Genomic DNA, 12624 nt, shown 5'->3' on the forward strand with positions numbered 1-12624 from the left:
TGGATGATCAGAAAGGGAGTACATAAATGGAGATTTTAAATCTCTCTTTACCAGCAACCAATCGCTTTGCTTCAAATTATTTGGAACAATCTGCTGAGATTCAGCCATTTTTCCATTATCGGTATAATGAATCAAGCGATGATGAGAGAAGGGTAATTGAATTAAGGAACAGGTCATTCCCTCGCCATCTGGTTGCTGCTCATATTGAGAGCTTTATGGAGCGTTTTCCATCTTCAGATGCGGTTAAAAGCTCTATTGAAAAGCTGAAGCAAAATGAAAGCGTAGTGGTTATTGGAGGCCAACAAGCCGGAATACTTACTGGACCGCTCTATTCAATACATAAAGTCATTTCCATTATAAAATTGGCGGAGCAAAAGGAAAGGCAGCTTGGCATTCCTGTTATTCCTGTATTTTGGATTGCTGGAGAGGACCATGATTTCCAAGAAGTAAATCATGTGTATGTTCAAGTTAACCAAAAAGTGGATAAATGGACCTACCCGGAAAAAGTAATTCAAAAGAAAATGGTGTCTGATATCCAATTAAACAGGGATACTTGTCTTGAATGGGTTAAGAACTTAATTGAGAACTTCGGTGAAACGGATCATAGTAATGATTTATTGGCATTTGCGGAAGAAAAAATTAGGAAGTCAACAACTTTTGTCGATTTCTTTGCTCAAATTATCATGGAATTATTTAAGGATTTTGGATTGCTCATTGTCGATTCCGGTGACAAGGATTTTCGCATGCTGCAGAAAGAATTCTTTAAAAATCAAATCGTTCATCATGATTCAATTACTTTTTCCTTACTGGAACAGCAAAGAGAAATTGGAAAAAAGGGGTATCCGATTACCATTGAAGCTGGTGAAGATAACGCTAATCTGTTTTACTACGATCAAAAATTAACTGAACGGATTTTGCTTGAATTTGATCGTGAAGCAGACCGGTTTGTGGGGAAAAGTGGCGGCATTTCTTTTTCGAGAGAAGAATTACTGGAGATTGCTGCTCTTAATCCTGAAAAATTAAGCAATAATGTGGTGACGAGGCCCCTGATGCAGGAATGGCTTTTTCCAACTCTTGCTTTCATTGCAGGCCCTGGGGAAATTTCCTATTGGGCAGAATTGAAGCTTGTTTTCGAGCATTTTAATATTAAAATGCCGCCTATAGTTCCAAGATTGAATTTAACCTTGTTAGATCGTTCTGTTGAAACTGATTTAGCGGATTTAAAATTAAATTTAATTGATATATTACAGCGTGGGACGGTATTTGAAAAAGATCATTTTCTTTCTTCCATAAAGGACAAAGAGATGGATGAATTATTTTTACAAACAATGGAACAGCTAAAAAATCAATATCAGCTAATAGAAGCGAAAACGGTTGAGCTGGATCGCGGCCTTCTGCCGCTCCTTAAGAAAAATGAAAATTACTTGTTAAAAGAAATTGGTTTTATGCAAGCTAGACTAGAAGACGCCATTAAATTAAAACATGAAGTTATTTTGAATAAATTTACTCGTGTCGACCTTGCGTTAAGACCGGATGGCCACCCTCAGGAACGAGTTTGGAATGTCTTTTGTTATTTAAATCGATATGGTATGAACTTTATTAATGACCTCATGACAGGCTATTTTGTATTCGATGGCACCCATAAGGTTATTAGAATGTAGAAGAACCTCACTCCTTTGTGGGGTTTTTCTTTTTTTTGTAAAAAATTAATTGGATTAAAAAGGGATTTCATGATTTTAAGACGAATAGTTAAAAATAGGTGGTGAAAAGTGGGGGAATGTGGTACATTTTTTATAGAAAGTGGGGGTAATGGGTATGTTCATGGGTGAATACCATCACAGCATTGATAATAAAGGCCGCCTGATTGTGCCCTCCAAATTTCGAGATGAACTAGGTGAAATGTTTATCATCACGAGAGGTTTGGATCAATGTTTGTTTGGATACCCATTATCGGAGTGGGAGCTGATTGAAGAAAAGCTGAAAGGCTTACCACTTACAAAAAAAGATGCCCGTGCTTTTACTAGATTCTTCTTTTCTGGTGCAACCGAGAGTGAATTGGATAAACAAGGAAGAATCAATATCCCTGCACCACTTTTGCAATATGCGAAGCTGGAAAAAGAATGTGTGATTTTGGGTGTTTCCAATCGAATTGAAATTTGGAGCAAGCAGATTTGGGAAGATTATTTTTCAGAATCAGAAGAATCTTTTGCGGAAATTGCAGAAAATATGATTGGCTTTGATATATAATGGATAAGTTATATTAATATATTTTCTGTCCAGATTATCGTTTGATTGGAAAAGGTGGTACGTATATGTTTAAACATACAACTGTGTTATTAGAAGAAGCCGTTGACGGCTTAAACATTAAGCCAAATGGTATTTATGTTGATTGTACTTTAGGCGGAGCAGGCCATAGTTCTGTTATTCTTTCAAGACTTGAAGCAGGAGGCAGGCTGTTTGCATTTGATCAGGATGAGACAGCGATAGCAAATGCAAAAGAGAAGCTGTCCCAATACGGGGAACAATTAACCATTATTAAAAGTAATTTCTTGTATTTACAGGAAGAACTAGAAAATCGTGGGATCGATAAAGTAGATGGAGTTCTTTACGATTTAGGAGTGTCCTCACCACAGCTGGATACACCGGAAAGAGGCTTTAGCTATCACCATGATGCCCCGTTAGATATGAGGATGGACAATGAAGCTGAAGTATCAGCTTATGATGTCGTAAACCATTGGTCTTATGAAGATTTGGTTCGCATCTTTTTTCGCTATGGTGAAGAAAAATTCTCTAAGCAAATTGCGCGGAAAATCGAAGCTGCCCGTATGGTAAAACCAATTGAAACAACTTCAGAGTTGGTTGAACTGATTAAAGATGCAATCCCTGCACCTGCCAGAAGAAAAGGCGGTCATCCTGCCAAACGAATATTTCAAGCAATCAGAATTGCAGTAAATGATGAATTGGCTGTCTTTGAGAAATCACTTAACCAAGCGATAGAATTGTTAAACCCTGAAGGGAGAATAAGTGTCATTACTTTTCACTCCCTAGAGGACAGGATTTGCAAGGCTGCCTTTAAAAAGGCAAGTGAAACCCCTGATTTACCTCCAGGCTTGCCAATTATTCCAGAAGAGTACAAGCCCATTTTAAAGCTGGTTACTCGAAAACCAACTCTTCCATCAGATGAAGAATTAGAACAAAATAATCGTGCTCGATCTGCAAAGCTTCGTATTGCAGAGAAACTATAGAGAAGCTTACAAAAAATAATCCGGAGGGGAAAGAATGAGTAATCTTGCCAGGAATTTAGAACAACAGCAACAACGTGTCGAAAAAACAGTCCAAGACAGGAGCAAAATAAAAATAAAAAAATCCTGGCTCACCCCAGGGGAAAAAATTATTGGGGTGGCTTTTGCAGGGTTAGTGTGTTTCGGTGCCGTCCACCTCATTTCAAACCAAGCTAAAATTTACGATATTAATCAGGATATTCAAAAGGTTGAAACGAAAGTAGAAGAGCAGCAAAAGGTAAACAGAGATCTTCAGGACCAAGTCAGTGAATTAAGTTCGTACGAACGGATTTTTGAAAAGGCCAAGAAAATGGGTCTTTTAATAAATGAAAATGACGTCAAGGTTGTGCAGAATAAATGAACAAAAAACAGCCATATATGAATTTAGGAGCAGCCTGTTTGTTTGCATTCTTCGGCCTGCTCTTTTTTGTATTATTATTCAGGTTCTTTTCAATTCAAATAACCGGAGAAGTGGATGGTCAAGCTCTCGCCGCAAAGGCGGAGCAAAAATATAGCCGGAATGGAATTTTACAAGCTACAAGGGGAACTATATTTGACCGCAATGGAGTGGTTGTTGCCGAAGATACAGCTGCCTACACATTAATTGCTGTCTTGGATAAGAAGATGACGACTAATCCAAAAGAACCGAGACACGTAAAAGATCCGAGCTACACCGCTAAAGAGCTTGCTAGATACATTGATATGGATGAATCAGACATCTATCAGATCTTAACTGATGGGAAAAAAAAGAAAAGGTTTCAGGTGGAATTTGGCAGGGCAGGAAGAGATATAACGCATGAAACAAAGAAAAAAATTGAGGCCTTAAAGCTTCCAGGAATTACCTTTACTCGCGATTCGAAACGGTTTTATCCTAACGGAGTATTTGCTTCACATCTAGTTGGATATGCTGACCGGATTGAACAGAAGGATGGGTCGTATAAATCGATAGGGAAAATGGGGATTGAAAAAGAATATAATGAGAATTTGACCGGAAAAAATGGCGAAATCAATTATGAAAGCGATTTGTGGGGATATATACTCCCGGATGGGAAAGAAAAAATCAAAGCTGCACAAAATGGAAATGATATTTATTTGACCATCGATCAAAAGATTCAAACCTTTTTAGAAGATGCGATGAATAAAGCAGCTAAAGATTATAAACCTAAAAAAATTATTGCAATTGTCGCTGATCCGAAAACTGGAGAAATTTTAGCGATGGGTCAACGGCCATCTTTCCAGCCAAAAACAAAAGAAGGAATTGAGGATGGATGGCATAATGAAGCCGTTGAAACTTCCTTTGAACCTGGATCCACGATGAAAATTTTTACACTTGCTGCTGCTGTTCAGGAAAATGTTTTTAATCCTAATGAACAATATAAGTCTGGATCCTATCAAGTAACCAACAAAGATAAGGCCATCCACGACCATAATGGGTCAGGGTGGGGGACAATCACATACCTTGAAGGTGTCCAGCGTTCATCAAACGTTGCCTTTGCAAAAATAGCAAAGGAAAAATTGGGTTTTGAAAAGTTTAGAGAATACTTAACGAAATTTGGCTTCGATAAACCAACAGGTATTGAATTGCCAGACGAAACTTCGGGGAAAATTCAATACACTTATCCAATTGAAAAGATTACAACGGCATATGGGCAGGGAACAGCAATTACACCGATTCAACAAATTCAAGCAGCTACAGCAATCGCCAATGGCGGGAAAATGATGAAGCCGCATGTAGTCGAAAAAATTGTCAATCATGATACAGGAGAAACAATAAAAAAGGAGTCTCCGGAAGTGGTGTCAACCCCTATTTCTGCAGAAACAGCAAAAAAGGTCCGCGACATTCTGGAAACGGTTGTAACATCACCTAAAGGTACAGGAGTTCGCTATAAAATAGATGGGTACGATGTTGCCGGAAAAACTGGGACTGCCAATATCCCTGGTCCTGATGGGAAATATTTAAAGGGTGCAGACAATTATATGTTCTCGTTTTTAGGAATGGCACCAAAGGATGACCCAAAGCTCATTGTTTATGTGGCTGTTCAGCAGCCGGATCTTGATGGAACCGGTCAAGGGGCTTTGCCTGTATCTGAGATTTTTAATCCAGTTATGAAAAATAGTCTGCACTATTTAAATATCCAGCCATCCACAGTTGAAAAAACAACTGTCAATAAAATAACAAACCTCAAGGGTCAGACGGTTGATGAAACGGTAAAAGCGCTCAAATCACAAGGGCTAGAACCCGTTGTTATAGGCAATGGCCAAGAAGTGGTCAATCAAATGCCTCAGGAGGGAACCACTATTTTAGAAGGTGAGAAAATTATTATTCAAACAGATGGGGAGTCTATGGCACCAGATATGCTAGGCTGGTCCTTAAGAGATGTAATGAAAATAGCCAACATTGCTGGGTTGAAACTAAATTCGAAGGGCAAAGGTTATGTCGACCAGCAAAATATCAAACCCAAAACCCCACTGAAAAAGGGCGATTTCCTTATTGTGGATTTAAAAACACCAGAAGAACAATGGGAATCTGAGAAAAACGCTAAAAAAGACGAGCAAGGAACAAAAGATGAAAAACCAGAAGAAAAGGTAAAGGATTAACTTTAAATCCCGCTGAATAAAGCGGGATTTTTACTGGCGAAATCATGTTTCTTTGGCGGTCTAATCATATAAGTACAAGCATATAAATGAACGATAAGAAAAGGAGGATCGTTCATACTATGCGTGTGTCAAATGTAACTGTTCGAAAACGACTAATGATTGCACTATTCATTGGGATTCTAACCTTCTTAATTATTGATGTCCGGCTTGGATATGTTCAATTTTTTCTAGGCGATACGTTGACTGACCGTGCAAAAGGGTCCTGGAGCAGGAATATCCCCTTTGAACCTGAACGGGGCCAAATTGTAGACCGAAATGGGGTACCACTTGCAACCAATATCAGTGCACCAACCGTTTATGTAATCCCTAGACAAATCAAAGATCCGGCAAAAACGGCAGAAATGCTTGCTCCGGTGTTGAATATGTCAAAAGAAAATGCCTATCGGGAAATTACCAAAAAAGCCTCGTCAGTCCGGATTAAAGAAGGAAGAAAAATCTCGCATGAAAAGGCAAAGGAAATCAGAGCATTAGGTCTTGAAGGTGTATATATTGGTGAAGATTCCAAACGTTATTATCCATACGGAAGCTATCTTTCTCATGTTTTAGGTTTTACTGGAGTGGACAACCAGGGATTAATGGGTTTAGAACAATATTATGATAAAGAACTAAGTGGTGAACGTGGAGCAGTTAAATTTTACGCAAATGCTAAAGGTGAACGAATGAATAGCATGGCGGATGATTATGAGCACCCTGTTAATGGTTTAGATTTAAAGCTGACGATCGATTCAAAAATCCAAACCATAATGGAACGGGAATTAGATAACGCGCAGGCTAAATATAATCCGGATGGCATTATAGCGATTGCCATGAACCCCAATAATGGGGAAATCTTAGGGATGTCAAGCAGACCAACGTTTGATCCTGCTAATTTCCGGAATGTACCGCAAGAAGTGTATAATCGCAATCTTCCTGTTTGGTCAACCTATGAGCCTGGTTCTACCTTTAAAATCATCACCTTGGCTGCCGCATTAAATGAAGGTAAAGTGAATTTAGAAAAAGAACATTTTCATGATTCTGGATCAGTCCAAATTGCAGGAGCAAGATTAAAATGCTGGAAAAGAGGAGGTCATGGCAGCCAAACTTTTCTAGAGGTTGTACAAAACTCCTGTAACCCTGGATTTGTGGAATTAGGGGAGCGGTTAGGAAAAGAAAAGCTTTTTAAATATGTTAAGGATTTTGGCTTCGGGCAAAAAACAGGGATCGATTTGCAGGGAGAAGGTACCGGGATTTTATTTAACTTAGACCGCGTTGGCCCTGTAGAACAAGCGACCACTGCTTTTGGACAGGGAGTTTCCGTTACACCAATTCAACAGGTCACTGCTGTCTCTGCGGCTATCAATGGAGGTATTTTATACAAGCCTTTTATTGCAAAGGAGTTAATTGACCCTGTTTCAAAAGAAGTTGTAATGAGGAATTCTCCGGTTGAAAAAAGACGGGTCATTTCTGAAAAAACATCGAAAGAAATTCGCCAAGCCCTAGAGAGTGTTGTTGCACAAGGTACTGGCGGCAGGGCATTTGTAGATGGATATCGTGTCGGGGGAAAAACAGGTACAGCCCAAAAAGCGCAAAACGGAAGGTACTTAGAAAATAACTTTATCGTTTCGTTTATTGGTTTTGCTCCAGCTGATGACCCACAGATTGTTGTTTATGTAGCAGTTGATAACCCAAAAGGAGTAACAGCTTTTGGTGGAACCGTTAGTGCGCCAATTGTGGGGAATATAATGAAAGATGGATTGTCTGCCTTGGGAGTGCCTCCTCGAAAAGATCAAATAGAAAAAAAATTAAAATGGCCGGATACCCCATTAATAAAACTGCCTGATTTTGTAGGATTATCCAAATTAGAACTCAATGAGCAGCTCATTAATTTAAGAGTTGATGCCAGCGGCGAAGGGGATGTGGTTGTAAGGCAGTCCCCTGCACCAGGAACTAAGGTAAAAGAAGGGTCAAAAATTCGACTTTACTTTGGTAAGGAAGAATAATAGGAAGATTGAAAACCAATCCTTTGGGCGGCCGGAAAATTTTCCGCCGCCTAATTTTTCTTTACGCTTTAATAACTAAGGCTCTTTTCATAAACTTTCTTGCTTTGAAACTTATTAAGGGTCATTTACAAAGTTACTAGGCAATTTTCGCAAATGTTCTTACGAAAAGATGCCACGAAGAATCTTTTTATACGGGTTGATAAACATTAACGAAAAACAACAATATATGCGAAAATAGCCATTACTAAATAGCAAAATAAAATATTTTAATGTAAAATAAGATGGAACTTTCGTCAGTAGGTTAAACGAAATAAATGCTGGCAAAATTGTATACAGGGGCATGAGAGGATTTGAGATCAATGAAGTTACACAAGCTACTTGAAAATTTGCACCTATTAAACCCTATTAAGGGAGAAAACCCGGATATTATTTCAATTGAAAATGATAATCGTAAGGTGCAAAACGGGAGCTTATTTATTTGTATTAAAGGCTACACCGTGGACGGACATGATTTTGCGGAATCGGCTGTAGAAAAAGGAGCAGTGGCCATACTAGCTGAACGTCCATTGCCATTAAAGGTTCCAGTAATCATTGTTCAGGATACAACCAGAGCAATGGCAGTACTTGCTGATGCCTTTTACGGCCAGCCGACAAAAAAACTGCATTTGATTGGTATAACAGGAACGAATGGAAAAACAACGACAAGTCATTTAATTGAAAAAATATTTTCAGACCAAAAGAAGAAAACAGGCTTGATCGGAACAATGTATACCAAGATTGCTGATAAGGTAATAGAGACAAAAAATACCACACCGGAAAGTTTAACACTGCAAAAGACGTTTCAGCATATGGCTGATGAGGGTGTTGAAGCAGCAGTAATGGAGGTTTCTTCCCATGCGCTGGATTTAGGGAGGGTCCATGGCTGTGACTATAATGTAGCGGTATTCACCAATTTAACACAAGACCATCTGGATTATCATAAAACAATGGAAGAATATCAGCGTTCAAAAAGCTTATTGTTTGCTCAGCTGGGCAATACATATGAATATGATAAGCCTAAATTTGCGGTCTTGAATGCAGATGACCCAGCTTCAGATATGTTTAGAAGGTCAACGGCAGCTCATGTTATAACATATGGTATTGAGGAAAAAGCAGATTTTCAGGCAATAAACATACAGATGACATCTGCTGGTACCAATTTTGAACTTGTAATAGGGATGAGCAAATATTCGATTAACATGAAGTTAATCGGTAAATTCAGTGTATATAATGTTTTGGCGAGCATTGCAGCAGCTTACGTTTCAAGAATACCATTAGCTGATATCATACAGTCAATTGAGAATGTAGAAGGTGTTTCCGGAAGATTTGAGCTGGTCCATGCCGGGCAGGATTTTACGGTCATTGTAGACTATGCCCACACACCAGACAGCCTTGAGAATGTATTGAAAACAATTCAGCACTTTGCAAAGAAAAAGATTTTCGTTATAGTTGGCTGTGGTGGAGACAGGGATCGGACAAAACGCCCTTTAATGGCGGAGATTGCGTGTAAATTGGCAACGGACTCTATTTTTACTTCAGATAATCCGAGGAGCGAAGATCCGCTTGCGATCTTAAAAGATATGGAAGCTGGGGTTCAGCATGCCCAATACTCCTATAACATCATACCTGATCGAAAAGAAGCAATAAAAAGTGCAATACAGCAGGCAGATGCTGGTGATGTGGTCTTAATTGCCGGGAAGGGCCACGAAACCTATCAAATCATTGGAACACATGTTTATGATTTTGATGATCGGCTAGTGGCACTTGATGCAATTAAGGGGAGATAAGTATGTTTTTAGCTTTAACTGAATTATCTGGTTTGTTTATAGATCATCAAGGCGTGCAGGATGAACATTTGATTTATACGGTTACAGACCAAGCGAATGTCAAACAGCCAAAAGGCCTGTTTGTTCCGGTAAATGACGGGGCTGAGGAACTTTCGGAAGCAATTGCAAATGGCGCAATAGCGGCTATTTGGGAGCGTGGAAAAAAACTGCCTCATTATACACCCAATTATTTTCCGGTATTCTTTACTTCTGATAGCGGTGAAGCAATACAAAAATTATTACAACACTATCTTGAAAAATTAAATGGAGAAATAGAAGCGACAATGGAGATAACTAACTTTAAATTTTCAAATAAAGAACTTCTTAATAAAAATAGAGAAACATATGATATTGCTGTGATGCTAAAAAAGTTAACGAAACAACATGATACTGATTCTGAAGGGAGGGAATAAAATGCTGGAGCAAGTTATTTTTTTCACAATCATAATGGGCTTTCTCGTTACCGTATTGTTTTCTCCCATTTTTATTCCCTTCTTACGAAGGTTGAAATTTGGACAAAGCATTCGGGAAGAAGGTCCTAAATCACACCAAAAGAAAACCGGTACGCCGACAATGGGCGGAATTATGATTTTATTTTCGATTGTCATTACAACAATCGTCATGACTGGGAAATTTTCTGAACCAACCGTAAAAACCTACTTGCTTTTGCTTGTAACCCTTGGATTTGGATTACTTGGCTTCTTAGACGATTTTATCAAAGTGGCATTGAAACGAAATTTAGGATTAACTTCTAAACAAAAGCTTTTAGGTCAAATTATCATTTCCGTCATTTTTTATTTAGTTTATAAACAAAATGGTTTTTCGACTGAAGTAAGTATTCCATTTACGGACACTTCCATTGATTTAGGGTGGTTTTTCATCATTTTCATTATATTTTGGCTTGTCGGATTCTCCAATGCAGTCAACCTAACAGATGGACTTGATGGCTTAGTATCAGGAACGGCAGCCGTGGCATTTGGTGCTTTTGCTGTACTTGCATGGAATCAATCTCAAATGGAAATAGCGATATTTTCTGTGGCTGTTGTGGGGGCTGTTTTAGGATTCCTCGTTTTCAATGCCCATCCAGCAAAGGTTTTCATGGGAGATACAGGTTCGCTTGCTCTTGGCGGTGCGATTGCCACCATTGCGATTCTGACAAAGCTTGAATTATTGCTCATTATTATTGGTGGAGTATTTGTGATTGAAACATTATCAGTTATACTGCAAGTAGCTTCCTTTAAAACAACTGGTAAACGAATCTTCCGAATGAGCCCGCTTCATCATCATTATGAATTAGTCGGCTGGTCTGAATGGAGAGTTGTTGTAACCTTTTGGAGTGTTGGATTAATACTTGCAATACTAGGAATCTATATAGAGGTGTGGTTGTAAGTGAAACAGATTGAAAAATATCATCATAAAAAAATTCTTGTTCTTGGTTTGGCAAAAAGCGGGGTTACCGCTGCTGCTTTATTACATAAGCTTGGAGCATTTGTAACGGTGAATGATAAAAAGCCCCTGTCAGAAAATCCTGAAGCACAGGGCTTACTTGAACAGGGGATAAAGGTGATTTGCGGGGATCACCCTGTGGAGCTCCTTGATGATGGTTTTGAGTTGATTGTAAAAAATCCAGGTATTCCTTATAACAACCCGATGATTGAAGGGGCATTTAATATGGGAATACCGGTTATTACCGAAGTAGAGCTTGCCTATGAAATCTCTGAAGCTTCCTTTATTGGAATTACCGGTACAAATGGTAAAACAACGACGACAACACTAGTTTATGAGATGTTGAATGAAGGCAGCAAAAAGCCATTAATTGCCGGGAATATTGGAACAGTTGCATCAGGTGTTGCTCAAAAGGCAACGAAGGATAATACAATCGTAATCGAGTTATCCTCTTTTCAGTTAATGGGAATTGAAACTTTTAATCCTAAAATTGCGATTATTACCAATCTTTATGATGCCCACTTGGATTATCATGGGACTAGGGAAGAATATAAAGCAGCGAAAGCGAATATCACGAAAAACCAAACTGAACTGGAATATTTGATTATCAATTCTGATCAGGATGAAACCTTTGAAATTGCCCGTCAGTCTAAGGCGAAAATAATTCCTTTTTCCACGAAGAAGGAATTGGCTGAAGGTGCCTTTATCCGTGACGGATGGATTAACTTTAATGATGAAAAAGTAATGGCAATTGATCAAATTGCTTTACCTGGAGTACACAATTTAGAAAATATTTTATGTGCTATGGCTGCTGCAAAGCTTTCCGGCGTGGAGAATAGTGCGATTCAGGAAGTACTCCGGACCTTTACCGGTGTAAGGCATCGTTTACAATATGTTACGGAAGTTGACGGCAGAAAATTTTATAACGACTCAAAAGCTACCAATATTTTAGCTACTATTAATGCTTTGGCTGCTTTTGAAGCGCCAATTGTTTTACTTGCAGGCGGGCTGGATCGCGGCAACGAGTTTGATGAACTCAAGCCGTATCTAAACAATGTAAAAGCATTAATTACCTTCGGGCAAACAGCAGAGAAGCTTGAACGGGTTGGTCGTGAGGCAGGAATAAAAGTAATCAAGCATGTCGATAATGTGGCTAAGGCCGTACCTGAAGCATTTGGTTTATCAAATTCAGGTGATGTCATCTTGTTATCTCCTGCTTGTGCCAGCTGGGATCAATACAAAACTTTTGAAGTCAGGGGAGACATTTTTATCGAAGCGGTGCATAAGCTTAAGTAAGGGCTTGTCTTACAAAGAAAAGCGGAAGCGCCCAGGCGCTGTAGCTGGACACAATTATTTCTGACTCAACAAAAAGCCCTAAAACTTGCAGTTGAGGTG

10 protein-coding genes are annotated in these 12624 nt (G+C 38.9%); all 10 read left to right on the forward strand.

The window, feature by feature from the left end; all coding sequences use genetic code 11:
• Positions 1-26: 26 nt before the first annotated feature.
• The 10 genes from bshC to murD all read left to right on the forward strand — a co-directional run bounded on the left by bshC (position 27) and on the right by murD (position 12525).
• On the forward strand, positions 27-1661 hold the full coding sequence (gene bshC / locus AC59HZ_RS06965) for a bacillithiol biosynthesis cysteine-adding enzyme BshC (RefSeq protein WP_496545112.1): 1635 nt from the start codon (positions 27-29) through the stop codon (positions 1659-1661).
• Positions 1662-1815: 154 nt separating this feature from the next.
• Positions 1816-2247: a division/cell wall cluster transcriptional repressor MraZ gene (mraZ, locus tag AC59HZ_RS06970; RefSeq protein WP_289982362.1), complete on the forward strand. Its 432-nt coding sequence runs from the start codon at positions 1816-1818 to the stop codon at positions 2245-2247.
• 65 nt (positions 2248-2312) lie between these two features.
• Entirely contained in the window at positions 2313-3245 is a 933-nt protein-coding gene (gene rsmH, locus AC59HZ_RS06975; RefSeq protein ID WP_496545113.1) for a 16S rRNA (cytosine(1402)-N(4))-methyltransferase RsmH, read from the forward strand.
• Positions 3246-3279: 34 nt separating this feature from the next.
• The gene (gene ftsL, locus AC59HZ_RS06980; RefSeq protein WP_496545114.1) at positions 3280-3642 is read left to right on the forward strand and encodes a cell division protein FtsL; all 363 of its coding nucleotides are present in this window, start codon (positions 3280-3282) and stop codon (positions 3640-3642) included.
• Positions 3639-5879 carry a penicillin-binding protein gene (locus tag AC59HZ_RS06985; RefSeq protein ID WP_496545115.1) on the forward strand — a complete coding sequence of 747 codons (2241 nt, stop codon included), beginning with the start codon at positions 3639-3641 and terminating at the stop codon, positions 5877-5879. The genes ftsL and AC59HZ_RS06985 overlap by 4 nt, the downstream gene beginning before the upstream one ends.
• 119 nt (positions 5880-5998) lie before the next feature.
• Positions 5999-7918, forward strand: a complete 1920-nt coding sequence (locus tag AC59HZ_RS06990) for a stage V sporulation protein D (protein ID WP_496545116.1) — start codon at positions 5999-6001, stop codon at positions 7916-7918.
• 359 nt (positions 7919-8277) lie between these two features.
• Complete coding sequence (locus AC59HZ_RS06995) at positions 8278-9744, forward strand: UDP-N-acetylmuramoyl-L-alanyl-D-glutamate--2,6-diaminopimelate ligase (protein ID WP_496545117.1); 1467 nt, start codon at positions 8278-8280, stop codon at positions 9742-9744.
• Between the two features lie 2 nt (positions 9745-9746).
• Positions 9747-10196 (forward strand): hypothetical protein, encoded by a 450-nt coding sequence (locus tag AC59HZ_RS07000; RefSeq protein ID WP_496545118.1) that lies wholly within the window; start codon positions 9747-9749, stop codon positions 10194-10196.
• A 1-nt stretch (position 10197) separates the two neighbouring features.
• Positions 10198-11172: a phospho-N-acetylmuramoyl-pentapeptide-transferase gene (gene mraY, locus AC59HZ_RS07005; protein WP_496545119.1), complete on the forward strand. Its 975-nt coding sequence runs from the start codon at positions 10198-10200 to the stop codon at positions 11170-11172.
• Positions 11173-12525, forward strand: a complete 1353-nt coding sequence (gene murD / locus AC59HZ_RS07010; protein WP_496545120.1) for a UDP-N-acetylmuramoyl-L-alanine--D-glutamate ligase — start codon at positions 11173-11175, stop codon at positions 12523-12525.
• Positions 12526-12624 lie beyond the last annotated feature (99 nt).

The organism is Neobacillus sp. DZ-9, assembly GCF_059587065.1.

Excerpts from the sequence above, each read along its gene's own strand:
- bshC (WP_496545112.1), top strand. The coding sequence starts at position 27 with ATGGAGATTTTAAATCTCTCTTTACCAGCAACCAATCGCTTTGCTTCA.
- mraZ (WP_289982362.1), top strand. The coding sequence starts at position 1,816 with ATGTTCATGGGTGAATACCATCACAGCATTGATAATAAAGGCCGCCTG.
- rsmH (WP_496545113.1), top strand. The coding sequence starts at position 2,313 with ATGTTTAAACATACAACTGTGTTATTAGAAGAAGCCGTTGACGGCTTA.
- ftsL (WP_496545114.1), top strand. The coding sequence starts at position 3,280 with ATGAGTAATCTTGCCAGGAATTTAGAACAACAGCAACAACGTGTCGAA.
- AC59HZ_RS06985 (WP_496545115.1), top strand. The coding sequence starts at position 3,639 with ATGAACAAAAAACAGCCATATATGAATTTAGGAGCAGCCTGTTTGTTT.
- AC59HZ_RS06990 (WP_496545116.1), top strand. The coding sequence starts at position 5,999 with ATGCGTGTGTCAAATGTAACTGTTCGAAAACGACTAATGATTGCACTA.
- AC59HZ_RS06995 (WP_496545117.1), top strand. The coding sequence starts at position 8,278 with ATGAAGTTACACAAGCTACTTGAAAATTTGCACCTATTAAACCCTATT.
- AC59HZ_RS07000 (WP_496545118.1), top strand. The coding sequence starts at position 9,747 with ATGTTTTTAGCTTTAACTGAATTATCTGGTTTGTTTATAGATCATCAA.
- mraY (WP_496545119.1), top strand. The coding sequence starts at position 10,198 with ATGCTGGAGCAAGTTATTTTTTTCACAATCATAATGGGCTTTCTCGTT.